Annotated in this window: 21 protein-coding genes; 4 read left to right on the plus strand and 17 right to left on the minus strand. The window is 63.5% G+C overall.

Features of this window, described 5'->3' with window-relative positions; genetic code table 11:
- Positions 1-24 precede the first annotated feature (24 nt).
- Complete coding sequence (locus tag H0193_RS06985) at positions 25-1,791, plus strand: pyruvate dehydrogenase (RefSeq protein WP_181889164.1); 1,767 nt, start codon at positions 25-27, stop codon at positions 1,789-1,791.
- Between the two features lie 154 nt (positions 1,792-1,945).
- Here H0193_RS06985 and H0193_RS06990 read toward each other — a convergent pair whose 3' ends face one another.
- Positions 1,946-2,350, minus strand: a complete 405-nt coding sequence (locus H0193_RS06990; RefSeq protein ID WP_181889165.1) for a hypothetical protein — start codon at positions 2,348-2,350, stop codon at positions 1,946-1,948.
- 25 nt (positions 2,351-2,375) lie between these two features.
- A complete protein-coding gene (locus H0193_RS06995; RefSeq protein WP_181889166.1) occupies positions 2,376-2,795 on the minus strand; it encodes a hypothetical protein in 420 nt (139 codons plus the stop codon).
- A 198-nt stretch (positions 2,796-2,993) separates the two neighbouring features.
- Here H0193_RS06995 and H0193_RS07000 point away from each other — a divergent pair, with 198 nt between their 5' ends.
- Positions 2,994-3,329, plus strand: coding sequence for a hypothetical protein (locus H0193_RS07000; protein WP_181889167.1), 336 nt, complete (start codon positions 2,994-2,996; stop codon positions 3,327-3,329).
- 307 nt (positions 3,330-3,636) lie between these two features.
- On the opposite strand, the gene H0193_RS07005 is transcribed toward H0193_RS07000, so the two are convergent.
- The 7 genes from H0193_RS07005 to exaC all read right to left on the minus strand — a co-directional run bounded on the left by H0193_RS07005 (position 3,637) and on the right by exaC (position 15,493).
- Complete coding sequence (locus tag H0193_RS07005; RefSeq protein ID WP_181889168.1) at positions 3,637-6,141, minus strand: zinc metalloprotease; 2,505 nt, start codon at positions 6,139-6,141, stop codon at positions 3,637-3,639.
- Positions 6,142-6,150: 9 nt separating this feature from the next.
- On the minus strand, positions 6,151-9,204 hold the full coding sequence (locus tag H0193_RS07010; protein WP_181889169.1) for a Rib/alpha-like domain-containing protein: 3,054 nt from the start codon (positions 9,202-9,204) through the stop codon (positions 6,151-6,153).
- 188 nt (positions 9,205-9,392) lie between these two features.
- Positions 9,393-9,803 (minus strand): heat shock protein transcriptional repressor HspR, encoded by a 411-nt coding sequence (locus H0193_RS07015; RefSeq protein ID WP_181889170.1) that lies wholly within the window; start codon positions 9,801-9,803, stop codon positions 9,393-9,395.
- A gap of 21 nt (positions 9,804-9,824) precedes the next feature.
- Positions 9,825-11,006, minus strand: coding sequence for a molecular chaperone DnaJ (gene dnaJ / locus H0193_RS07020; protein WP_181889171.1), 1,182 nt, complete (start codon positions 11,004-11,006; stop codon positions 9,825-9,827).
- A 147-nt stretch (positions 11,007-11,153) separates the two neighbouring features.
- The gene (gene grpE / locus H0193_RS07025) at positions 11,154-11,849 is read right to left on the minus strand and encodes a nucleotide exchange factor GrpE (RefSeq protein ID WP_181889172.1); all 696 of its coding nucleotides are present in this window, start codon (positions 11,847-11,849) and stop codon (positions 11,154-11,156) included.
- A gap of 36 nt (positions 11,850-11,885) precedes the next feature.
- On the minus strand, positions 11,886-13,727 hold the full coding sequence (gene dnaK, locus H0193_RS07030; RefSeq protein WP_181889173.1) for a molecular chaperone DnaK: 1,842 nt from the start codon (positions 13,725-13,727) through the stop codon (positions 11,886-11,888).
- 245 nt (positions 13,728-13,972) lie between these two features.
- Complete coding sequence (exaC, locus tag H0193_RS07035; RefSeq protein WP_181889174.1) at positions 13,973-15,493, minus strand: acetaldehyde dehydrogenase ExaC; 1,521 nt, start codon at positions 15,491-15,493, stop codon at positions 13,973-13,975.
- A 205-nt stretch (positions 15,494-15,698) separates the two neighbouring features.
- On the opposite strand from exaC, the gene H0193_RS07040 reads away from it, so the two are divergent.
- Positions 15,699-17,039, plus strand: a complete 1,341-nt coding sequence (locus H0193_RS07040; protein ID WP_181889649.1) for an AI-2E family transporter — start codon at positions 15,699-15,701, stop codon at positions 17,037-17,039.
- A gap of 45 nt (positions 17,040-17,084) precedes the next feature.
- On the plus strand, positions 17,085-17,609 hold the full coding sequence (locus H0193_RS07045; protein WP_181889175.1) for a type 1 glutamine amidotransferase domain-containing protein: 525 nt from the start codon (positions 17,085-17,087) through the stop codon (positions 17,607-17,609).
- 332 nt (positions 17,610-17,941) lie between these two features.
- Here the strand turns inward: H0193_RS07045 and H0193_RS07050 are convergent, their stop codons facing one another.
- The 8 genes from H0193_RS07050 to H0193_RS07085 are packed head-to-tail and all read right to left on the minus strand — an operon-like array spanning position 17,942 to position 25,017.
- Entirely contained in the window at positions 17,942-18,508 is a 567-nt protein-coding gene (locus H0193_RS07050) for a nucleosidase (RefSeq protein WP_181889176.1), read from the minus strand.
- Between the two features lie 6 nt (positions 18,509-18,514).
- Positions 18,515-19,438, minus strand: coding sequence for a TSUP family transporter (locus tag H0193_RS07055; protein WP_181889650.1), 924 nt, complete (start codon positions 19,436-19,438; stop codon positions 18,515-18,517).
- A 10-nt stretch (positions 19,439-19,448) separates the two neighbouring features.
- Positions 19,449-20,087, minus strand: a complete 639-nt coding sequence (locus H0193_RS07060; protein ID WP_181889177.1) for a sirohydrochlorin chelatase — start codon at positions 20,085-20,087, stop codon at positions 19,449-19,451.
- 11 nt (positions 20,088-20,098) lie between these two features.
- Positions 20,099-21,394, minus strand: a complete 1,296-nt coding sequence (locus tag H0193_RS07065) for a sulfate adenylyltransferase subunit 1 (RefSeq protein ID WP_181889178.1) — start codon at positions 21,392-21,394, stop codon at positions 20,099-20,101.
- On the minus strand, positions 21,394-22,308 hold the full coding sequence (gene cysD, locus H0193_RS07070; protein ID WP_181889179.1) for a sulfate adenylyltransferase subunit CysD: 915 nt from the start codon (positions 22,306-22,308) through the stop codon (positions 21,394-21,396). Before cysD ends, H0193_RS07065 begins: the two co-directional genes overlap by 1 nt.
- A 17-nt stretch (positions 22,309-22,325) precedes the next feature.
- The gene (locus tag H0193_RS07075) at positions 22,326-23,105 is read right to left on the minus strand and encodes a phosphoadenylyl-sulfate reductase (RefSeq protein WP_181889180.1); all 780 of its coding nucleotides are present in this window, start codon (positions 23,103-23,105) and stop codon (positions 22,326-22,328) included.
- Entirely contained in the window at positions 23,102-23,362 is a 261-nt protein-coding gene (locus H0193_RS07080) for a hypothetical protein (RefSeq protein WP_035000191.1), read from the minus strand. Before H0193_RS07080 ends, H0193_RS07075 begins: the two co-directional genes overlap by 4 nt.
- On the minus strand, positions 23,359-25,017 hold the full coding sequence (locus H0193_RS07085; RefSeq protein WP_181889181.1) for a nitrite/sulfite reductase: 1,659 nt from the start codon (positions 25,015-25,017) through the stop codon (positions 23,359-23,361). Before H0193_RS07085 ends, H0193_RS07080 begins: the two co-directional genes overlap by 4 nt.
- Positions 25,018-25,249: the final 232 nt, after the last annotated feature.

The following is a 25,249-nucleotide window of genomic DNA, read 5'->3' on the forward strand; positions in this document are numbered from 1 at the left end:
CCTATAAGGAGAATTAGGTAGACAATGCCCAACTTTGCAGAACAAGTAGTCAAGCGCCTAGAGGATCAAGGCATTAAGCGCATTTACGGCCTGGTGGGCGATTCGCTCAACCCGCTGTCCGACGCCGTGCGTCAAAGCGACATCGAGTGGGTCCACGTGCGCAACGAGGAGGCCGCCGCCTTCGCCGCGGGCGCCGATTCCCTCGCCGCCGATGAGCTCGCCGTGTGCGGCGCCTCTTGCGGCCCGGGTAACACCCACTTCGTGCAGGGCCTGTTTGAGTCCCACCGCAACGGCGCGAAGGTGCTGGCCATCGCGTCCCACATCCCCACCATGGAAATCGGCTCCTCCTTCTTCCAGGAGACCCACCCGGAGCTGCTCTTCCAGGAGTGCTCCTCCTACTGCGAGGTTGTCCACGAGGCAGACCAGGGCATGCGCGTGCTCCACAACGCCCTGCAGAACACCCTGGCCGGCAACGGCGTGTCCGTGATGATCGTGCCTGGCGACGTCTTCGCCGCCGACACCGCCGAGGGCCCGCACACCGCGGACTCCGTGTACGCCACCGGCGCCAACAAGCGCGTCTACCCGGACCCGCACGAGGCTGCCCGCCTGGTGGAGGCGATTAACAAGGCCGACAAGGTCACCCTGTTCTGCGGCTACGGCGCGCGCGACGCACGCGACGAGGTCTTCGCCCTGGCGGAGAAGATCAAGTCCCCCATCGGCCACTCCTTCCGCGGCAAGATGTACTTCGAGTACGACAACCCGTACGACGTCGGCATGTCCGGCCTGCTCGGCTACGGCGCCTGCCTGGACGCGATGGAAGAGTCCGACCTGTTCATCATGGTGGGCACCGACTTCCCGTACACCGACTGGCTGCCGGACGAGAACGTCGCCCAGATCGACATCGACGGCACCCACATCGGCCGCCGCACCAAGGTGGACTACCCGGTCGTCGGCGACGTCAAGAGCGTCATCGAAAACATCCTCCCGCACATCGAGGAGAAGTCCGACCGCAAGTTCCTGGACAAAATGCTCAAGCGCCACTACCAGCTGCTGGACCATGTGGTGAAGAGCTACACCTCCAAGGCCTTCGAGTCCAAGAAGCCGATCCACCCGGAGCTCGCCGCATCCGTGCTGGACAAGCTTGCGGACGACGACGCCTACTTCACCGTCGACACCGGCATGTGCAACGTGTGGTCCTCGCGCTACCTCACCCCGAACGGCAAGCGCGACGAGGCCGCATCGTTCCTTCACGGCACCATGGCGAATGCGCTGCCGATGGCGATCGGCGTGCAGGCCGCGTTCCCGGACCGCCAGGTCATCTCCTGGTCCGGCGACGGCGGGCTGGGCATGCTCATGGGCGAGCTGCTCACCATCAAGCTGCACCAGCTGCCGGTGAAGGTGATCTGCTTCAACAACTCCTCGCTGGGCATGGTGAAGCTGGAGATGATGGTGGCCGGCATGCCGTACTTCGGCACCGACCACGAGCAGGCCAACTACGCCGAGATTGCCAAGGGCGTGGGCATTAAGTCCTTCCGCATCGAGGACCCGGACGACCTCGAGCCGGTGCTCAAGGAGGCCCTGGCCTACGACGGCCCGGTGCTCGTGGACATTGTCACCGACCCGGAGGCACTCTCCCTGCCGCCGGGAATCACCTGGGACATGATGAAGGGCTTCACCAAGTCCGGCGCCCGCACCGCCTTCCTCGAGGGCGGCGTCGGCCGCCTGTTCAACCTGGCCAAGTCCAACCTCCGCCACATCGGCGGTGCCGCGGCCATCGAGTTCGGCGGTTAAGTCCGGCCCGGTAGCCTCCTCAATGCGGAAACACATCGGCGTATGTAGTGTTGTGGAGGCTTCAAAAAGCCCCTAGCCCTCCATGGCTAGGAAGCGTTTCGAATTTTTACAGCACAAACGCCCGCGCTCACGTGTTCATTGCGCGGGCGTTTTGTCATTCGGTGTCCGACTTCCACTGCCGGTATCCCAGAGCCCGCCGGATCAGCGCCGACCACCCGACAACCTGCAGCACAATGGATGCCGCACCAAATGTGGCGTTGAGCCAAAACTGATCCTCGTACGGAAACCCGGTCAGCCTCAGCACCAGGCCGACGACGTACGCGACGCCCAGGTAGCCAGCGTCAACAATGAAATCGTTCACCCGGCGGTTCTGCAGCGGAAGCCCGATGAGCAGCGCGGCGGCAAGCATCCCCAGCAGGGGGACGACAACGTGGCCGCCGAATACCGCCACGCCTGGAAACGCGACACACAAAATGGCGATCAGCAGAAACTCGGGGATGCGAAAACCCCACGGTCGCGTGTCTTTGAGCAGCGGCGGTTCGCTGACACCTACCATCATGCGGCCGAGTATACGAACTTCCGCGTCACTTCCTCTTCCACGCCAGGAGCGCGATCGCACGCCGCAGCGCCGCGGAGACACCAGTCAGGATTATGGCTGCGACGAGGTACGGCATGATGGCCGGCAGCGCACCGTACGGATTGTCACTTTTGGCCAGAATGACGGCGGCAAGAACGCCCACCACGATGTAGGCGGCATCTCCCCAAAACCTGTTCACCGGCTGGCGCTGCAGCGGAATGCCCAGCACCATGCACATCAGCAAGACACCCAGCAACATCGGAGCGACGAAAAACAATGCAAACCCAAAACCGGCGCTGATTTCACTGTTCGCGTCCTCAACCACCATCCACGCCAACGCCGCAACCAGCAGGATGACTTCCGGGAAACGGAACCGCCACGGACCGGTCTCTTTGAGCAGCGGCGGAGCGCCAGCCTTAGTCGTCATGCGGCCGAGTTTAAAACCCCGGCCGCTACCGCGCGCTGCGCCGGCGGCGTCGAGAAGCAGCTGGCTCTCGGCCCTTAGGAACAGAGCTTTCTAGGATTTCAGTAACCCCGGCGATGTGCTTTCGCAGGGATCGTTCCGGGGCTTTCGGGGGAGAGTAGACAGGGGACCTCCTCGACTCCCTCGCGCGACGTCTTAGGCTTGACCATTCTGGTGGCCACCGAGGCATCAAAGGACATTGGTTGTTTTGTGCCGATCGCTACGTATCAGATTGGATACGAACGATTTCTCAGTCCTGCATCAGATAACTGGCCGCCTTACCATTGCGGTGAATTTGTCGTAATTGCTGTACCTGATAGGAGACCGACAATTAATTTCTCGATGCAGGAATTTCTCGTCTATGCGATCCTGGCTTTCATCGTAATTGCGGTGATTTGGTGGGTAGTCAAAATTCTGAAGGGTTTCGCCAACGGGTACCGATCGGTGAATAAAGCGGATTTGCGTGCTGATACCGAAAAGCAAATGGACAGGATGTAGGGGGAGCTTGCTAAGCGAAAAAGGGCGAGGAACTATTGAAGTCCTCTCCCTTTTTGCAATTTCGCCGGCGGATCTCCCCGGCTAAGCCGTTCTGTGGGGGTTTTCGACCACGCCTTCGTCCAGACAATCACGCGTTGATGGGCTCCGAGCGCAACGCTTGTAAGGACCTACCGCGCGCTGCGCCGGTGGCGTCGAGAAGAAGCTGGCTCCCGCGTGACCACTGCTGAAAAAGGAAATTCAGTAACCCCGGCGATGTGCTTTCGCAGGGATCGTTCCGGAGCTTTCGGGGGGAGTTTACAGGACACCGTTAAAACGGCAGCTGTGGCATGCCGTTCGCGTTCACCCAGCCCCAGGCTGCGATACCGAGTCCGGTAAGCGTCATGATCAGCCCCACGACGATGGAGGCGACATTCGACGGGTTTGACGAACCGTCGCGCTGAGGCGACGCGACAGCCGGTGTCGTGGTTGTGGTCACCGTGGACGTGCGAGGCGATTCAGCAGGAGTCACCGGGCGTGTAGGGCTCGGCGACTCCGGTCGCGTTTTCAACGGGGTCGGCACCACTGGCGCGGGCGCTTGGGGAGCTGTGGCGTTGGAGGTCGGAGTGGCCGGCGAAGGAGTGGTTGTCGCTGTAGCGGTGAGAGCGGGCTTCAGCTTCTCCTCAACGGCTTTCTTCACATTTGGCTTGGCATCAGCCGGAATTTGGTCGATGACCTCGCGCAGCTCTTCCTTCGTGAAGTCCAGGACCGGCACGTTGAGGTCCTGGCTGTACTGAACCTCATTCGCTTCGTTGTACAGGCTGAAACGGATGGGCAGTAGTTCTCCCTTGTAGCCGGTAAGCCCCGTGATTGGAACCTCGATAGGCAGTGCACCTCCGGAGGGATCGTTCACGCCTGGAACGGTGTATTTCTCGGTGTAGGTGCGGCCGTCGTAGGTGTACTCCAACAGGTAAGTGTGCTCGTCTACACCGTGGTTACTCACCTCAGCGTGGATGACGTTTTCGGAGTTCGCGGTCACGATGCCATTCGGACGCTCTTCCGTATCTACCAACCGGAAGCCGCCCTTGCCGTTGTTCTTCTCCGCGGCGACGAGCACCAAATCGCGGGTGCTGGCATCCTCGTTCTTCGAGACTTCTGGGGTCTCAATGTGTCCGATCGCTTGCCCAACCTTGCCACCGGTGAAATTGAGGTTCTCCCAGTCAGAGCCAATCTCGTACTCGCCCACAAAACACGGATCCTCAATTTTCAGGGTGGCGCACCGTTCCTCAAGCTGCGATGGGTTGCGTGAAATCCCCTTTGTAAAACCGAAGTGCTCAAACTGATAGAGGTAGTTCATCGTGGACACATACCCGGGCACCCAGTTGTACCCCTCTGCGCGCTTGGGCTGGTTAATCGCACCAGAATGCCCGAGCCCGAGATTGTGACCGAATTCGTGGAGGATGGTGTTGCGCACCTGCTCGTCGCGATTCATCTGTTCGTACCATGCGACGTAGAACGATCCACCTGGCATTGACCCCAATCCGGAAGCGTCGTTACCCGGTGCCATTTCGTCGCCGATGACGCCAACGTGGAACACCGCCTCCCTGTCTTTCAGGAGCCTGGTGCTGTAGCCATCCAGAACCTCGCGTCCGCTCTTGCCGTTAAACGGGTGCTTCTCAAACTTGATGGGACCACCTTTGAGCTGCCCCGGTTCAGCAGAGACGAAATTCGAGTACCAGTTGCCCGCGTCGATGTGCAGCTTCACGCCGTTTTCATCAAATTCTTTGACCAATTCGTCCAAAATCTGTTTTGACGGCCGGTAGGCATTCTTGTTGGCCTCTGCGCATTCGACCCAGTTCATCGTCTTTTCGATGTTCTTAAGGAAACGCCCACTGACGTTGCATGCGTTGCTGTTGAGCTCCGGCTCCATCCAGTTGAGCTGGAGGAACACGTCCTTCTGATCGGGGCGCGCACCCCACTTCGCCAGGTCGAGCCTTTGCCCGCCTTCCGGTGTGAATGAGCCCCGCTCCCACTCGTCGGGAATGCCGTCTTCATCTATGTCTTGCGTACGCAGCTGCGGCGTGAGCTCGACGCTTATCGACGCCGTCACGGTCTCCCCCGACTTCCAGCCACGCCACCAACCCGCTCCCTGCGAGGACGCATCGCCATCTGGAGCCTGCGCTCCCTTCGGGCCATCCTGCCCCCAACTGGCGTTCGGAATGGCTTCACTGGGTTCCCCTGCGAACCCAGACGTCTGGTAGTCGCCACCGAATTCCACCTGCATGTCGTAGCCCGGAGTGACAGAACGGGCGATCATCTTTCCGTCTTCGACCTCACCCACGAACTGCGTTGGATCATCCATGGATGCGCGGACAAAGTGGCGAAGATCAAGTTGCAGGTTCTGCTGTCTAGGCGTGGTGTTCGTCGCCTCAATGGTGACGTCGACACGCGAGTCGTGCATTCGAATCGTGCGGACGACTTCAATTCCCGTCCCCGGGTCAACGCTCACCAACTCGACTGCGTCACCGGTTCGATTCACCTGTGCAGGTGTGGTGAACTGCGGCGCACCGCCGATGTACATCGACGTTTGGATGTCCGTACGCAGCCTTCCCGCTGCGGACAGCGGCGCGTTCCAGGTGAACTCCAACTGCGAATACTGATGAGTTGCGTCGAGGGTTGCGGCTGCAAGCGAACCAGCGCCATCGCGGGTGTATTTGGCAACCTGCCCCTCTATCTCGGTGGCTGCATTTGCGGGACTACCCGGAGCGACCGCGAGCCCACCCAGCGCAAGCGCAGTGGTGGCGGCGAGAGCAACAATTGTCTTTGGTTTACGCATGATGCCTTCCTAAAAGTTGATCCCGTTCTGGCGCAGTACATCGCGGATGAGGTCCTGGTTTTGTACGGCGGCGAAACCCGCACCGCCGATGAGAGCCAACGCACCAAGCACGAGGGCAAGAATGCTTCCGACACTCGATCCGCTGTTTTGAGCTGGCGGAGCCGGAGCGGTGACAGTTGTTGTCACCACCTTGCTGGTTGGTGGAGTAGGTGTCTGCGCAGTCGGTTTGGTCCGCTTGGCTGCCTTCGCACGGACCTTCACCTCCTTCTGGGAGTTATCTTCAAACGTGGCCACAACCGGGATAACAACCTCTTCGTCCACCCGCACGTTTTCATCTGCGCGAACGGTCAGCTCACCGGTGGCCGGATCGATGCTGACGTCCCAGTTTGGTGCCTCGAAGGTGTCCTTCAACGCGAAGGTGGTGTTGTCCGGCACGTCGCGCTTCGTGTCCTCTGAAGTCGTGTCTCCTACCGGGACCGACAGCTCGGCCCACTCCGGCTTTGCGGTGCGCGCGATGGAATCCGCCACTACCTCTGCGGTGATGAACTCGCTGGATCCGTCTGCATATCGAACCTCCAGGACGGGGAAGTACCTCGTCCCAGGTACTGCGTTCGCGGGCACCGTCGCCTTGAAGGTGCCATTTCGCTTATCGACGACTACGTCGGCCAACCCTGCGGCGTCGGCAAGCGCGAAGCTCGTGTTCGCTCCAACATTGCCGTGGCGAGCCGACGTAGCCTGCTCACCTGCCTTGGCTACAGCTTCGCGGTAGACGGGCTGGTACTGGTCAGCGTCTACGCGCGCCTCGGCGACGCCAATGATCGTGGTGATCTCCTTGGTGGAGCCGTCCGCAAACAACGCGACCGTGGTGAAGGACAACGGCGTGGCGTTCTCAGGTGCAGTAGCACGCAGATCACCGGTGTGCGGGTCGACGGAAACACGCCAACCGCGCAAGTCGTTCTTGTGCCCAGCGATAAACTCCACGTCCGCCGGCAGGTCACGGGTACCTGTTTGCACAATTTTCACCGCGCGGTTGGGCGCCGCTGCCTTGCCCGATTCGTAGCCCAGCGGTGTCTCATCGGCCTGAGTCTTTTCCACGATTTCGAACGGCACCAGCACTTCATCGACGGATCCGTCCGGGTAGACCACCTCAACGGTGACCTCATGTACCTCGCCCGGGGCTGCGTCAGCTGGCGGAGTGTACTCAACCAGTTGGCGAATGGTGCCGTCTTCCCCAGGAACCCGAACAATCTGCGTACCCGGAGTCTTCGCCTTCAACGTTGTTCCCACCGGCAGCGGCTGGTTGTCAAACATCTCGCCCTGGTCATGCAGCGTTGCCAGCGGATCGACCGAAAGGCTTGTCTTGTCAGCTCGGGCATACGCGGTTGGGAACGTCGGCGTGTACCGGTCGCTGTACCTCTCGGCTGAATCCGGCGCGACGCTCACCGTCGGACGAGCAAGCGACGGGGCTGGTGTGGTCGGCTTCGGTGTCGAAGGAGCGGTAGTCGGAGTGGGCCTCGCAATTACCTGAACAACGCCTACGGCAACATTGGAGCTTTCGTCCGTGTATATTGCTTCAACTGGCACCGCGATCGTAGTGCCTGGCACCGCATTTTCTGGGACCCGTACTTCGAATACACCCCCGCCGAGTGCACCTACTACTGGGGGCGAATAGCTGTAGCGAATGTTCGTCGGCTCGTCCACGACTTTGTCCGATGAATAGAAAATTGCACGCAGCCGTACTTTCTCACCGGGATAGCCAGAGACGCCCTCTTCAAAGTGAATCTGATTCCAATCTGCCATTGCTGGTGCCGAAATTTCGAGGGGCTCGGCTAAAATTCTGAAAGTCGTCTGTATGGCAAACCCGTCTGCGCCGAAGATAGAGGACCCGTCTTCATCAACGAGACTCACAGTTACCTCGAATTCAGAGCGCTCATTCACGACACCCACGATCCGCTGGCCGAGATCCGAATAGGACATGGTCTCAGGCAGGCCTCGTACCTCAATTCGGGAACCATTCGGCATGTTCGACACTTCAACGGGAATTGAGAGGTACTCACCCGTTGTCACTTGCTGTTCAGGAATTGGGGTGATTTTCGCGGGTTTGGAGTTCGAGTCGAACGGATTGGAGCCAGCTAATACCTCTGTAGCAGTATCAACCTCGTCGCCGTCAGGGTCCCCCTCCATGGCCCAAAATGTCCAACCCCCACCGTTGTCGCTAGGTCGATCCAGTTCGATCGAACTCACTACCCTGAGATCACGTTCCGACCCGTCCGCAAAACGGAAGGTCAGAACGGCTTCATCATCAGAGGGTGCTGCCTGGATGAATCGGTTCCAGTCAACTGGTTTTCCCTCAAAACGAGCATCATAAGATCTCGCCATATCTTCCAGGGACGGAACGTGAATTAGGTATTCACGAGTCAACGCATCGTATCCGTATTTCCACACTGAATGCTCAGCGAGAGAACGGTAGACGACTTCTACGGGATTGGGCTTATCGAGATCAGCTGGCGGCACAGGTTCACGCACAACACTCCCGATTTGATTCTCACGAAAAGTTCCGAAAGGCAGATAAGAGGGGGAGTAATCCGCATCCGAACCAGGCGTGATGAACAAAACCGGGAAGGGATCATCATGAATCCTATTTCCCGCGGAATCGAAGATCTCAATCGTGCCCCGAAGCGTTTGAGGGCTATCAGAAACCAAAATATCGTAGGTCCACAGCGTATTGTCTTCGCCGGACTTCCGAATGTCAGCAGAGATTTCTACGCCGTCGCCATCTCGAATCACAACCCAGACCGGCTCTTCTGGATCAACTAATTCCAATTTGAGGCGTTCCCAGCCACCCGTTCTAATCTCCAATGGCAGATCTGTATCAGGTAGCTTCACCTTCGTGCTCGAAGCGCGATCTGCGCTCACTTGTGCTTCGGCGAACTCAGGAGTGTCAGTCACTGCCTGGACTGCCGATACCACCAGCGCCAACGACACCGCAGCTGCCGCAATTGTTGTACCCCGCCTGCGCGAGCCGAGGGAACGTGGACCAGAAACAGAGCGGGATGCGCCCATAGGATCTCCTTTATCAGGACCAGAACTTGGCAGAAACTGGAGCGACCCTGTCCAAACCCTGGAAGTGTTACCAAAAGGAGAATATGGCGAAAGCCCGAGCCTTTCAACGGCTCGGGCCTATTTTATGCAGATTAAAGGCGCTGCTTAGACACCTTTTAGCTACACCACCCCCAACCGGCGGTGTGTACCTACCGCGCGGAGCGCCGGCGACGTCGAGAAGCAGCTGGCTCCCACGTGACCACCGCAGTGGAGCGGGGCACGTGCACGAGCTCGCCGCCCCGGCGAGAACCGGACTGCAACTTCTGGCGCAGCTCCTCGTTGTGGCCGCGCTGGGTTTCCAGCTCGTCTTGGAGGTCCTCGATCTGTTGGGACAGCTCGATGATCGTCTTGATGCCGGCGAGGTTGACGCCCTCCTCCTGGGAGAGGTGCTGGATGCGGCGCAGCATGGAGATGTCGCGGCGCGAGTAGCGGCGGCCGCCGCCCTTGGTGCGCATCGGCGTGACCAGGCCGAGCCGGTCGTAGGTGCGCAGGGTCTGCGCGTGCATGCCGGTCAGCTCGGCGGCAACGGAGATGACAAAGTACTCCTGTTTTTCATCCATCGTCTACACCTCCTTCCTGGGCTAGAGCCCGGCCCACCCGGCGCGCGGGTCGAAGCCGGAGTCCTTCTCAGCCTGGGCGTAGGCGCGCAGCGCGGAGGTGGCGGACGGATCCAGATCCTTGGGCACCTTCACCTCGACGGTGACCATCAGGTCGCCTGCGCCGGAGCGCTTCGGGATGCCGCGGCCCTTCACGCGCAGGGTGCGCCCATTCGGGGTGCCGGCGGGGACTTTCACCTTCACCGGGCTGTCCAGGGTGGGCACCGTGATGGTCGCGCCGAGGGCGACCTCGGAGAACGCGACCGGGACGGTGACCTCGAGGTCGTCGCCGGAGCGGGTGAACACCTCGTCGCCTCGCACGTGCACGGTGACAAACAGGTCGCCGGCGGGCGTGCCGTTCGGGCCCGCCTCGCCTTGGCCTGCCAGGCGCACCTTCTGCCCGTCGATCACGCCGGCGGGGATGCGCACGGTGATCGAGCGGGTGCGCCGCACGGTGCCGGTGCCGCCGCAGGTGGTGCAGGGGTCCTCGATGATCTCGCCGGTGCCGCCACAGTTCGTGCAGGGACGCGCCATGCCGAACGCGCCGGAGTTCTCGCGGATGAAGCCGGAACCGGAACACGTCTGGCAGGTATGCGTCTTGCCGTCCTTGGAGCCGGAGCCGTGGCAAGTGGTGCACGGCGCCTCGCCGGTGAGCTCGACCGGGATGGTCGTGCCCTTGGCTGCTTCGCGGAAGTCGAGGGTTATTTCCGTTTCGACGTCGGCCCCCCGCGACGGCCGAGCGTTCCTGCCAGCACCGCCGCGGCCGCCAAAGAAGCCACCGAAGATATCACCAAGGCCGCTGTCTCCAGCTTGTCCACCAGCGGCTGATCCGAAGATGTCGGAGAGGTCGAATTCCGCTTCCGTGCCGCGAAACCCGCCCGGAAAGCCGGACCCTCCTCCCCGCCCGAACCGGCCGAAGCCGCCCGAGCTGATCATGGATTTCAGCTGGTCGTATTCCTTGCGCTTCTGCTCGTCGCCGATAACGTCGTACGCCTCGGCCACCCGCTTGAACTTCTCCTCCGCCTTCTTGTCGCCGGGGTTGGAATCGGGGTGGTTTTCGCGTGCGAGCTTGCGGTATGCCTTCTTAATGTCGGCAGCGCTTGCCGACGAGCTCACGCCCAAGTCGCCGTAATAATCCTTATCTGCCCATTCTTGCTGCATAGCCATCTCGCACCCTCCTTTCCTCTACAAAGAGTATTGAGTCTGTCTCGCTAAAGTTTGTTCACTAATTTATCTAAGTACAAAGGCCGGGGACGAGGCCGCGTGGGTCTCCGCGCTACCTCATTCCCCGGCCCTGGCATCCGAGCGTGTTGGTTACTCGGTGGTGTCGGCTTCTGGCTCGCCGGCCGGCTCGGCGGGATCGGCTGGATCCGCAATGATCACCATGGCGTTTCGCACCAGGCGGTCCCCGATCATGTAGCCCTTGCGCAGCACCGTGCCCACGGCCTTGGTGTCGCCCTGGGACAGGTCCTGCACTGCCTCGTGGATCTCCGGGTTGAACGCATCGCCCTCGGCGCCGAACTCCTTGATGCCCTGGCCGGCAACGATCGTGCGGAACTTGTCGGCAAACGCCTTCAGCGGGCCCTGCTCCAAGTCGCCGTGCTGCTCGGCCAGATCCAGGTCGTCCAGAAGCGGCAGCAGCTGGGTGGCGAACTTCGCCTTCGCAGTGTTGGCCAGCTCGCCGCGCTCACGCTCGGTGCGGCGGCGGTAGTTGGCGTACTCCGCGCTGACTCGCTGGAGCGACTCGGTGCGCTCCGCCAGCTGCAGCTCGATGTCGCTGACTGCGCCATCCCCGTCCACATCCGGGTCGATCTCGTTCTCCGCGATCTTCGCGGCGTCCTCGAGCTCGGCGTCCGCGGCTAAGAGGGGGTCTTCGTCCGTGGCAAGCGCCTCGGACTCAGCGGCCTCGTCGGCGAGCGTTTCCGCCTGGTCGGGGGACACGTACTCGGGGTCCGTGGCCTCCGGAGCGCCCGGGTTGTCCGGCATCTGCTCATTGTGCGGGTTCGTCATCAGAGGTCGCCTCCTTTCTCGGTTGCTGGGCCGGGTCTACTTGTTGTCGGAATCGGTTGCGTCGTCGTCCTCGACAACCTCGGCGTCGACCACGTTGTCGTCGCCTGCGGCGGCGTCAGCCTGGGTTGCGCCCTCGTTCGCCTGAGCCTCGTAGAGCGCGGTGCCCATTGCCTGGGACTCGGTGTTGAGCTTCTCCACGGCGGACTTGATGGCGTCCAAGTCCTCGCCCTTGAGTGCCTCGTCCACGGCGTCGGCAGCCTCGGTCACGCGGCCCTTGATGTCCTCCGGCAGCTTCTCGCCGTTTTCATCCATGAACTTGCGGGTCTGGTAGGCCATGGTCTCCGCGTTGTTGCGGGTCTCCTGCTCCTCGCGGCGCTTCTTGTCCTCGTCGGCGTGAGCCTCGGCGTCCTTGATCATGCGATCGATCTCTTCGTCGGACAGACCGGAGCCGTCCTGGATCTTGATCGTGTTCTCCTTGCCGGTGGCCTTGTCCTTCGCGGACACGGACACGATGCCGTTGGCGTCGATGTCGAAGGTGACCTCGATCTGCGGCACACCACGCGGAGCCGGTGCGATGCCCGCCAGCTCGAAGGAGCCGAGCAGCTTGTTCGCGGACGCGATCTCGCGCTCGCCCTGGAAGACCTGGATCTGCACGGACGGCTGGTTGTCCTCAGCCGTGGTGAAGGTCTCCGAACGCTTCGTCGGGATGGTGGTGTTGCGCTCGATGAGCTTGGTCATCACGCCGCCCTTGGTCTCGATGCCGAGGGAAAGCGGAGTGACGTCGAGAAGCAGCACGTCCTTGACGTCGCCGCGCAGCACGCCAGCCTGCAGAGCAGCGCCCAGCGCCACAACCTCGTCCGGGTTGACGGACTTGTTCGGCTCCTTGCCGGTCAGTTCCTTGACCAGCTCGGACACGGCCGGCATGCGGGTGGAGCCGCCGACCAGGACCACGTGGTCGATGTCGCCGACGGACATGCCGGCATCCTTGACCACCTGGTTGAACGGGCTCTTGGTGCGGTCCAGCAGGTCGGAGGTGATCTTCTGGAACTCGGTGCGGGTCAGCGTCTCATCCAGGAACAGCGGGTTCTTCTCGGAGTCCACCGTGATGTACGGCAGGTTGATGGAGGCCTGCTGTGCGGACGACAGCTCAATCTTGGCCTTCTCCGCAGCCTCGCGCAGACGCTGCATAGCCATCTTGTCCTTGGACAGGTCGACGCCGTTCTGGGACTTGAACTTGTCCACGAGCCACTCGACGATGCGGTTGTCCCAGTCATCGCCGCCGAGCTCGTTGTCGCCGGCGGTAGCCAGCACCTCGACGACACCGTCGCCGATCTCCAGCAGGGACACGTCGAAGGTGCCGCCGCCAAGGTCGAAGACCAGGATGGTCTCTTCCTTCTCGTTCTTGTCCAGGCCGTACGCCAGGGCAGCCGCGGTCGGCTCGTTGACAATGCGCAGCACATCCAGGCCCGCGATCTGGCCGGCCTCCTTGGTGGCCTGACGCTGAGCGTCCTCGAAGTACGCCGGGACGGTAATAACAGCCTCGGTGACTTCCTCACCGAGGTACGCCTCAGCGTCGCGCTTCAGCTTCTGCAGGGTGCGGGCGGAGATCTCCTGCGGGGTGTACTTCTTGTCGTCGATCTCCACGGTCCAGTCCTCGCCCATGTGGCGCTTGACGGAGCGGATGGTGCGGTCGACGTTGGTCACAGCCTGGTTCTTCGCGGACTGGCCAACCAGGACCTCGCCGTTCTTCGCGAAAGCGACGACGGACGGGGTGGTGCGGGAGCCCTCCGCGTTAGCGATGACGACCGGCTCGCCACCCTCGAGGACGGAGACGACCGAGTTCGTGGTGCCAAGGTCAATACCAACTGCACGTGCCATAAGAGTTATTCCTCCTGTTGAGAAGTGGTTTATCAGTAAGTTGATGTGCTCCGACTCAACTTGACGGCCACCACTATAACACCGGCGGCGACGTTCTTGAGTCTGTCGCACTCATAGGTAACAACGGCACGTGCGGCAAAGTTGTTCCCACTTGACGCAACTTTCTTTGTTCCCGCAGCTCAACGCCAAGAAAAAGCCTCCGGTTGCGAGGGCAACCGGAGGCGTAAACGTCGAGAAGCAACTGCTTAGAACAGGCCAGTCTCCTGCTCGGAGTAGGACACCAGGAGGTTCTTGGTCTGCTGGTAGTGGTCCAGCATCATCAGGTGCGTCTCGCGGCCGATGCCGGACTGCTTGTAGCCGCCGAACGCCGCGTGCGCCGGGTAGGTGTGGTACTGGTTCACCCACACGCGACCAGCCTGAATGGCGCGGCCGGCCTTGTATGCCGTGGTGCCGGAGCGCGCCCACACACCCGCGCCCAGACCGTAGATGGTGTCGTTGGCGATGGAGATGGCCTCGTCGAAGTCCTTGAAAGTGGTCACGGACATCACCGGGCCGAAGATCTCCTCCTGGAAGATGCGCATGTCGTTGGTGCCCTTGAACACGGTCGGCTCGATGTAGAGGCCGTTTTCCAGGCCGTCGATCTTGTTCACACCGCCGCCGGTGAGCACCTCCGCGCCCTCCTGGGGCCCAAGCTCCAGGTAGGACTGGATCTTGTTCATCTGCTCGGTGGAGGCCTGCGCACCCATCATGGTCTCGGTGTCCAGCGGGTTGCCGGTCTTGATTTGCTTGACGCGCTGCACGCCGAGCTCCAGGAACTCGTCCGCGATGGACTCGTGCACCAGCGCGCGCGACGGGCAGGTGCACACCTCGCCCTGGTTCAGCGCGAACATGGCGAAGCCCTCGATGGCCTTCTTCTTGAAGTCGTCGTCCTTTTCAAAGATGTCCTCGAAGAACAGCGCCGGGGACTTGCCGCCGAGCTCGAGGGTGACCGGGATGATCTTGTCCGCCGCGGCCTTGTTGATGACCTTGCCCACCTCGGTCGAGCCGGTGAAGGCGATCTTGGCAATACGGTCGGAGCCGGACAGCGCAGCACCCGCCTCGTCGCCCATGCCGTTGACGATGTTCAGCACGCCCGCCGGGATAAGGTCGCCGACCAGATCCATCAGGTACAGGATCGACGCCGGGGTCTGCTCCGCCGGCTTGAGCACGATCGCGTTGCCCGCAGCCAGCGCCGGGGCGAGCTTCCACGCGGCCATGAGCAACGGGAAGTTCCACGGAATGATCTGGCCGACCACACCGAGCGGCTCGTTGAAGTGGTAGGCGACGGTGTCCTCGTCGATCTGGCTCAGGCGACCCTCCTGCGCGCGCAGCGCACCCGCGTAGTAACGGAAGTGGTCGATGGCCAGCGGGATGTCGGCGGCGAGCGTCTCGCGCACCGCCTTGCCGTTCTCCCAGGTTTCCGCCACGGCGAGCTCCTCGAGGTGCTCCTCCATGCGGTCCGCGATCTTCAGCAGCACCATCGCGCGCTCCGCCGGGGAGGTCTTGCCCCAAGCGGGCGCGGCCTTGTGCGCGGCGTCGAGCGCGAGGTTGATGTCGGCTTCCTTACCGCGCGCGACCTGGCAGAACACCTCGCCGGTGACGGGGGTGATGTTGTCGAAGTACTCGCCGTCCACCGGGGCGACCCAGTCGCCGCCGATGTAGTTGTCGTAGCGCTCGCGGTACTTGACGTTCGAGCCTTCAGTTCCAGGGTTCGGGTAAACGGTCATGTCCAGGCCTTTCTTACATCGAGTATTGTTTGTGGTTCACGCTACACTTTTATTGCCGTGTGGTCTAGGACATTTTGCCTATCGACGTCCCTCCGGCTCCCCACACATATGCATTAACCAGCATCTCTGGCACAATGAGCGCGTGACTAAACACGAAAACAACGACTACGTCGGCGCACTCGACACCGCCGTCGACGATGTCCGGATGCTGCCCACTCCGGCAGACGCGGCCCAGGAGCTCTCCAAGGAGCCCGTAGACCGCGGCGACATCATCGCCTCCGACGGCCGCACCGCCGCCGCATGGGCGCTGCGCTTCATCATCATCGTCGCCGCCACCGCGATCCTGCTCTACCTGCTCAAATGGGTCTGGATGGGCCTGCTTCCCATCCTGCTCGCCCTGATCCTGGCCACCGTGCTGTGGCCGCCGGTGCGCTGGATGCGAAACCACAAGATCCCCGCCGCCCTCGCCGTGTTCATCACGCTGATCGGCACCTTCGGCATCCTCGGCGGCATCATCGCCGCAATGGCGCCAACCGTGAAGTCGCAAGGCACCGAACTCGGCCACCAGGCGGAACAGGGCATCAACCAGATCATCGCCTGGCTGAAGGAACAGAACTTCACCTTCCTCGAGCCGGAACGCATCCAGCAGGCCGTGGACCAGGCCACCGCGTTTGTGAAGGGCCAGGCGTCGAACATCGCCTCCGGGGTGTTCTCCGGCATCGGCGCGATTACGTCGGTAGGCACGACGCTCGCGTTGACACTCGTGCTGCTGTTCTTCTTCCTCAAAGACGGCGACCGCTTCCTGCCGTGGGTCCGCAAGTACACCGGCGTGCGCGCCGGCTGGCACCTCACCGAGGTGTGCATGCGCTCCTGGAACACCCTGTCCGGCTTCATCCGCACCCAGGCCATCGTGTCCTTGGTGGACGCCATCTTCATCGGCCTGGGCCTGATCTTCCTGGGCGTGCCGCTGTGGCCGGTGCTGGCTGTGGTGACCTTCTTCGCCGGCTTCATCCCCATCGTCGGTGCGATCTCCGCAGGCGCACTGGCTGTGATCATCGCGCTGGTGTCCAACGGGTTCATGAACGCCGTGTTCGTGCTGATCCTCATCATCGCCGTGCAGCAGCTGGAGGGCAACGTTCTCTCCCCGATCCTGCAGTCCCAGGCCATGGGCCTGCACGCCGCCGTGGTCCTGCTCGCCGTGGCCGTGGGCGGCACCCTGTTCGGCATCGTCGGCGCGTTCCTCGCCGTGCCGGTCGCCGCCGTCGCCGCGGTGTGGCTGCGCTACTGGGCGGAGATGGTCTCGCTGCGCTCCGGTGAAATCACCGCAGACGAGATAGCCATGGCCACGCAACAGACCCAAACCATGGACTCGAAGTCTTCCTTCCTCGCCGTGCGCGACCACATGATGAGCATGGCGAAGCGCGAGAAGTCCAACACCAAGGTCCCCGTCAAGGAAGGCCTCGGCTCCACCCGCGTGCCGCTTGGCGACGCCGAGGGAGAGCCCGACGTCCCGGGCCGCACCCACGCCATCAACGACGAAGAATAGGTACGGTGGGCGCCACACTTACTCATCGACGAAAGGACGTAAACCATGGCCGACCTCAACGGCAAGAACATCGCGATCATCGCCACCAACGGCTTTGAGGATTCGGAGCTGACCTCCCCGAAGGAGGCCGTAGAGTCCGCCGGTGCGACCACCAAGGTCGTCTCCACCGAGACCGGTGAGATCGAGGGCAAGAAGGGCGCGAAGGTAGCTGTCGACGCCAAGACTGCCGACGCCTCCGTCGACGAGTTCGACGCGCTTATCCTGCCCGGCGGCACCATTAACGCCGACACCATCCGCACCGACGCCGACGCCGTCGCCCTGGTCAAGGCGTTCAAGGATGCCGGCAAGCCGATCGGTGTGATCTGCCACGGCGGCTGGATCCTTGCCGATGCCGACCTGCTCAAGGGCGTCAAGCTCACCTCCGTAGCCAACGTCAAGACCGACCTGGCCAACGCCGGCGCCAACTGGGTCGACGAGGAAGTTGTGGTCGACTCCGGCTTCATCTCCTCTCGCACCCCGGACGACCTGCCGGCGTTCAACGCCACGATCGTGGAGGAGTTCGCGAAGTAGGGCCCTGTTCCCTCCGCCCGCTGGGTTTGCCCCGGCGGGCGTTTTCTTTGCCTGATGTGGGAGTTGGCTTCAGCGCGGACCGATTCTCCGGTTCAGTGCTGTCGAAAGTTCGAATCGTCTAGCAACCTCAGCGAAACGCTAGACGATTAGGCCAATACCGGCAATCGTTTTCAACATCACCTGGGGAAACACCACCCGGCTTGGCTGATCGTCTAGCAGCGTTGGGTGGGCTACTAGACGATCCGCATTCTCAACGGAGTCGAGTCTGGAAAGGCCCATTGGAAGCCGGCGCCAGCGATCGAAGAATAGGCGAGTCCGTCGAAGTGATTGGATTACCGCAGGTGGTCGCGCAGCGCCTGCTCCAGCTCGACGCGGGCGCGCTCCAGGGCTGCCTCCCAGACCTCGGAGGCGGACTCGTCGGCCGAGTCGGAGACCTGCTTGAGCAGGGTCAGCGGCACACCGAACGTGGAGCACACCGCTGCCAGGGCGTAGCCCTCCATGTCCACGAGCTGGCACTCGCGGGCGAGCTCGTCGCGCAGGTCGGAGCGGTTCACAAACGCGTCGCCGGTGGCGAGCTTGGCCTTGGGCAGCTCGGTGAGCGGGTCGAAGGAGAACCAGCGCGGGTAGACAAAGTCGGTGATCTCGGAGGTGCCGCCGACTTTGAAGTCGTGCTTGACGGCGTCGGAAACCTCGTAGACGCCGGGCTCCAAGTCCACCAGGGCGCCGGCGGTGCCGACGTTGATCACGCGCGACGGCAGAGGGCCTTCGGATAGGCGGCGGGTCAGCGCGATTGCGGCGGGCAGGGTGCCGATGCCGGTGATGAGCACCTCGTGGTCGCCTCCGGACATGATGTCCGCGGCTTCTTCCTTCATGGCTGCGACGATAAGCAAGTCAGACATGGTTGCTTATCGTAGGCGCGCTGGCTCCGGGTCGACCACTGTCGCGCCCTCGCGCTCCCCGGCGGCCCTCGAGTTCTCCCGGGCCTTGAGCACGCCTCGCACGGATAGCGCCGCGCCCACGATCAGGACGGCAACGCGCACGGCCCACAGTCCGGAGTCCACGCCGAGGAACTTCAGCACCACCGGCAGGTTCAAGAACACAATCAGGGTGCCCACCACCCCGCCGAGGGCGATGGGGTTCATGCGGGTGACCACCCACGCGCCGATCGGCGCGGCGATGACTCCGCCTGCCAACAGCGCGAGCACCCCGGCGAGGTTGGCCATCAGGTCGTTCCACATGCCTACCGCGAAGCCGAGGGTGGCGGCCATGGTGACCAGGAACTCGGCCGTGTTGACGGTGCCGACGATGCGGCGCGGCTCCGAGCGCCCGGCGGACAGCAACGTTGAGGTGGTTACGGGCCCCCAGCCACCGCCCCCGGTGGCGTCCACGAAGCCGCCGAACAGGCCCAGCCCGGCCAGGAATCCGCGCGAGTGCGGCTTTTCAGCCAGCTTGCGCTGCGTCAGCCCGCGCGCGAAGCGCAGCATCAGGTTCAGCCCGATCAGCGCGAGGATCAGCGACATCACCGGCCGCGCCGCTTCGGTGGACAGGCGCACCAGCACCGTCGCGCCGAGGAAAGCGCCGATTGCGCCGGGGATGCCGATGGCGAACGCCGTGCGCCAGTCCACGTTGCCGAAGCGGGTGTGCGCGACGCCGGAGGCCAGCGTGGTGCCCAGCTCGGCGGTGTGCACGACGGCGGACGCGGCGGCGGGCGTGAGCCCGGCCAGCGCGATGAGCATGGTCGACGAGGTGGCGCCGAAGCCCATGCCGAGGCCGCCGTCGACAAGTTGGGCGGCCAGGCCGGCCACGGCGATGAGCAGCAGCGTCTCAATCTTGTACATTTCAGGCGTCCTTTTCGGCGGCGCGGTATCGGTTGGCAACGACGTCCGCGAGGTCTGTGGTTAACGGCCCAGAAGCTGACAGGTGCAGCGGGATCCGGTCCAGGAGTGTTCCGTGGGTGACAAACAGCGGCAGCACGTGCGTGTGCCTATCGACGAACCTCCGGTCGCCCCCAGTCGCCTGCACCACCGACACCTCGATCCCGGCCAAACGTGCCAGGTCAGATGCCAGACGTGTGTAGTTCGCCGCCTGTTCGGTATCTGATGTGCCGACGGGGAAGAGGGTGGCGTGGGGCGCCGAAGGGGCGTCGATAAGCAAACGCTTGTGCAGGACCTCGGCGATGTCGGGGCCGGTGCCCAGCGGCTCGGCGAGGGTGAGGTCGCAGTGGGCCCGCGCCTCGGCGAGGTGGGCCGGCACGTCCACCTTCGCGTGGAACGCGCGGGTGAACAGCAGCGGCACGACGATGGCGCGCGGGCTGTCCAGCGCGGCGGCTGCTTCGGCGAGGGTGGGGCGGTCGAACTCGAGGTGCGCGTCCGCCCACTCCACCCCGAGCGTTTCGGCCGCCGCTTCGGTGAGCGCGCGGATGCCCTCCTTGGCGCGCGGGTGGCGCGAGCCGTGGGAGAGGGTGATCAGCGCGGTCATGGCGGGTGCTCCTAGCGCAGGCGCTTTCCGACGAGACCCGCGGCCAGCGTGTTGCCGGAAGACTGGTCCACGAGCAGGAAGTTGCCCACCGCGCCGCGGGCGGCGTAGGGCTCGACCGGCAGCTCGTCGGCGGTCTGGATGGTCACGTGCGCGATCTCGTTGAGTGCGACAGCCTCGGGCGAGGTGTTGTCGCCGGCGGCGCCGTCAATGTCGAGGACGCGGTCCACGCTGGCCACCCGGGCGCGCACGAACGCGGTGCCGATGCGCAGCTTCACGGCCTGCCCGGCGCGCAGCTCCTTCTCGGTCAGCCCCACCACGGTGGCAGCGAACTCGCGCACGTCCTCCGGCCGAGATTGCGAGGCCAGAAGGTCGCCGCGGGTCAGGTCGATCTCGTCGGCGAGGCGCAGGGCGACGGAGTCGCCGGCGTGGGCGGTGTCCACTGGGCCGTCGGTGGAGTCGATGCCGGCCACGGTGGTTTTCCGGCCGTAGGGGGCAAGGATCTCGTCACCGACGGAGACGGAACCGGCGTTGACGCGGCCGGCGTAGGCGCGGTAGTCGGTGGCGTGCTCGCGAAGCACGTACTGGATGTTGAAGCGGAAGTCCAGGTCATCGGCGCGGCCGTGGTTGACCGGGATGGTCTCCAGCAGCTCCAGCACGGTCGGGCCGGTATACCAGGGGGTCTCCGCGGACAGTTCAGCCACGTTGTCGCCCTTGAGCGCGGAGATCGGCACCACGTGCGGGTCCTCGATGCCCAGCTCGGCGGCCTTGGCGTCGAATGCCACCTTAATCTCGTTGAAGGTCTCCTCGGAGTAGCCGACCAGGTCGATCTTGTTCACCGCCAGGATCACGGTGCGCACGCCCAAAAGCTTGGCCACGGTGAGGTGGCGGATGGTCTGCTCCACCACGCCGTTGCGGGCGTCCACCAGCAGCACGACCACCTGGGAGGTGGACATGCCGGTCACGGTGTTGCGCGTGTACTGCACGTGGCCCGGTGTGTCGGCGAGGATGAAGGTGCGCTTGTCGGTAGCGAAGTAGCGGTAGGCCACGTCGATGGTGATGCCCTGTTCGCGTTCGGCGCGAAGCCCGTCGACAAGCAAGGAAAGGTCGAGGCCCTCGAAGCCGCGGTCCGCGGAGGTGCGCTTCACGGAGGCGAGCTGGTCGGCGAGGACGGACTTCGTGTCGTGCAGGAGGCGGCCGACGAAGGTGGACTTGCCGTCGTCGACGGAGCCGGCGGTGCACAGGCGCAGCGTTTCGCGGTCCGCCAAAGCGGCTGCGGCGGAGGCGGCTGGAGCGGTAGTCGTAGTCATCAGAAGTAGCCTTCCTTCTTGCGGTCTTCCATGGCGGATTCGCTCAGACGGTCGTCGGCGCGCGTCGCGCCGCGCTCGGTCAGGGTGGAGTTGGCAATCTCGACGAGCACCTCGTCGATCGTGGACGCGTCCGAATCAACCGCGCCCGTGCAGGACATGTCGCCCACAGTGCGGTAGCGCACGCGGCGGGTCTGAAGCTCCTCGCCCTCGCGCGGGCCGCCCCACTCGCCCGGGGTCAGCCACATGCCGTCGCGGCCGAACACCTCGCGGTCGTGCGCGAAGTAAATCGACGGCAGGGCAATCCCGCGCGCGCCGATGTACTCCCACACGTCCGCCTCAGTCCAGTTGGAGATGGGGAACACGCGCACGTTCTCGCCCGGCAGCGTCGCGCCGTTGTACAGGTCCCACAGCTCGGGTCGCTGGCGGCGCGGGTCCCAGCCGCCGAAGGAGTCGCGCACGGAGAACACGCGCTCCTTGGCGCGGGCGCGCTCCTCGTCGCGGCGCGCGCCGCCCAACACGGCGTTGTAGCCGACCTCCGCGATGGTCTCCACCAGCGGCACGGTCTGCAGCGGGTTGCGGGTGCCGTCGGGACGTTCCTGCAGGTCGCCGCGGTCAATCCAGTCCTGCACCTCGGCCACGCGCAGGCGCAGCCCGTGCTTCTCCACGAGCTCGTCGCGGAACTGGATCACCTCCGGGAAGTTATGCCCCGTGTCCACGTGCAGCAGCTCAATCGGCATCGCCGCCGGCGCGAACGCCCGGCGCGCCAGCTCGAGCACCACGCACGAGTCCTTGCCGCCGGAAAACAGCAGGCCGATCTTGTCGAACTGCCCAGCCACCTCGCGGATGATGTGGATGGACTCGTTTTCCAAGTCCTTCAGGTGCGGCGACAGCTCAGTTGTCGTTGCTTGCGTCATCTTCTCTAACACTCCTTTTATTCGTGCAGGCCGCACTCAGTCTTGGATGCGAACGCCCAGCGCCCGGCGCGCGGGTCCTCCCCCTCGGCCACCGGCATGGTGCAGGTGGCGCAGCCGATGGAGGGGTAGCCCTGGCGGGTCAGCGGGTGGATGATCAGGTCGTTGTCCTCCTCGAAGGCCTCAGTGTCCTCCAGCGACCAGGTCACCAGCGGGGAGATCTTCAGCCGGCCGGTTCCATCCAGGCTCAGCGCGGGTGCCTCAGCGCGGGTGGGGCCGTCGGCGCGGCGCAGGCCGGTGATCCATCCGGCGTACGGGCTCATGTGCACCGCCAGCGGCTCCACCTTGCGCATCCGGCAGCACGCGCCGGGATTGCGCAGGTACAGGTTCGGGCCGTACACCTCGTCCTGCTCCGGGCGGGTGAGCTGGGCTTTCGCGCGCACCAGCGTGTGCGTCGGGTAGCGCGCCTCCACGGCGTCGGCCACCTCCAACGTCTCCGGGAAGTGGTACTCGGTGTCCAGGAACAGGAAGTCGGCGTCGGGCAGGTGGCGCTCGGCCAGCTCCGCCAGCACGGTGTTTTCCATGGACAGGGTCACCACCAGCTTGCCGGGGGCATGCTCGTGGGCCCAGCTCAAGATGTCGGCGGCGGATGCGTCGTAAAGCTTGGGTGCCCACTCCTCGACTAACTGGGCGTTTTGCTTCGCGACGTCCTCCGGCAACGCCGCCGTCTCCCTCGGCCCTGCCGGGCTGATCTCGGGGTCGCGGAAGTTTCCTCCCGGCTGGTTGAGCAGGTTGGTCATCGCTTCTCTTCCTTCACTACTGCGGTATGCCCGTGCCGCGCCAGGGAGGCCTGCAGCGCCTCCTCCGTCGACGGCGCGGGCGCGTGCGGGGTGTCCGGATCGTCCTGGCCGTGGTACTTCACCTCGAAAACACGCAGGCACTCCCCGCACTTCCAGGCAAAGTCCGTCTCCTCGTTGGGCCAGAGGTCCTCCCCGCCACAATAGGGACAAAACGAGGGGAAATTGCGGTTCGGATTCGGGGCCCGGCGAAAGCTCATCGCAGGTCGTCCTCGTCCGCGCGGGCGACCCATTGACGGAATGTCTCGCCGTCCTCGCGCTTATCCACGTAATGCTGCACCACGCGCGTGACGTAATCCGTCAGCTCGGTGGACAGCACCTTGTGGCCGCGCACCTTGCGGCCGAAGTTCGCGCCCTCGCCGATGGTGCCGCCGAGGTGCACCTGGAAGCCCTCGACCTTCTCGCCGGCATCGTTCGCCACCATCTGGCCCTTCAAGCCGATGTCGGAAACCTGGTGGCGCGCGCACGCGTTCGGGCAGCCGTTGAGCGAAATGGTGATCGGGGAATCCAGGTCGCCGAAGCGCTCCTCCAGCTCATCCGCCAGCTCGATCGCGCGGGACTTGGTGGTCACGTGCGCGAGCTTGCAGTACTCCAGGCCGGTGCAGCTGAGCAGGCCGCGGCGGAACTCGGAGGGCTTGGAGTACAGGCCCATCTCCTCCAAATCAGCCTGCAGCTTCTCGACGTCCTCCGGTGCGACCCCGAGCAGCAGCACCTCCTTGAACGGAGTGAAGCGCAGATCGGTCACGCCGTAGCGTTCTGCGAGGTCGGCCAGCGCGATGAGCTGCTCGCCGGACATGTGCCCCAGCGTCGGCTTGACACCGATGTAGACGTTGCCGTCCTTCTGCTCGTGCACGCCGATGTGGTCGCGGTCGACCAGGTTGTTGGGGGCCTTTGGTCCGTCCGCAAGCGCATAGCCCAAGTAGTCCTCTTCGAGGATCTGGCGGAACTTCTCCACACCCCACTCCTTGACCAGGAACTTCAGGCGCGCGCGGTTGCGCAGGCGGCGGTAGCCGTAGTCGCGGAAGATGCGCACCACGTTCGCCCACACCTCCGGCACCTGCTCGAGGGTGACGAATGCGCCGAGGGACTGCGCGAGCATCGGGTTGGTGGACAGGCCGCCGCCGACGTAGCACTCGAAGCCGGGGCCGAGCTCGGGGTGCTCGACGCCGATGAAGGCGAGGTCGTTGATCTCGTGGACGACGTCCTGGCGGGCGTTGCCGGAGATGGCGGTCTTGAACTTGCGCGGCAGGTTCTGGAACTCGTCGTTGGTGACGATCTTCTGGATCTCGCGGATCGCCGGGGTGGCGTCGATGATCTCGTCCTTCGCGATGCCGGCGACCGGGGAGCCCAGGATCACGCGCGGCACGTCGCCGCAGGCGTCCCAAGTGTTCAGTCCGTTGTCTTCGAGCTTGTCCCAGATCGCGGGGACGTCCTCGATGCGCACCCAGTGGAACTGGATGTTCTGGCGGTCCGTCAGATCCACGGTGGAGCGCGCGTAGTCGCGGGAGAGCTCGCCGACGGCGCGGGCCTGCGCGGTGGAGCAGATGCCGCCGTCGAAGCGGATGCGCATCATGAAGTACTTGTCTTCGAGCACGCTGTTGTCCTCGCCGGTGAACTCCCCGCCCAGGTTCTGCTTGCGCTGGGTGTATAGGCCGAGCCACTTAAAGCGCGGGTAGAGGTCCTCGCGGTCTATGGAGTCGAAGCCGCCCTTGGAGTAGACGTCGATCACGCGCTGCTTGACGTCCAGGACCGGGGATTCCTGTTTGATCTCCTCGTCGTGGTTCAGCGGCGTGGAGCCGTCGATAAGCCACTGCCCCTCCGGTTTTTTGGACCTGGGCTTCGTGGGTGCGCTCATCTGCTCTCCCTAACTAGACAACTCTGTACACATCCGGGCGGCCCGGAGCTATTGCTGGCCAATAGTGCCGGACTACTTGGTCTAAAACAACCGGACTGGCGAAAGTGCCGGTTAAGGCGGTGAATGTAAAGCTACTGCGGTTATGTTGGATGAAATTATTTGCAGGTTTAAGACCACTCGGTCTATACGCTATAGTGTCCAACATCAACACACCCTTTTGCGAAAGGACAAC

The organism is Corynebacterium haematomassiliense (genome assembly GCF_013978595.1).
Lineage (GTDB): Bacteria > Actinomycetota > Actinomycetes > Mycobacteriales > Mycobacteriaceae > Corynebacterium > Corynebacterium lehmanniae.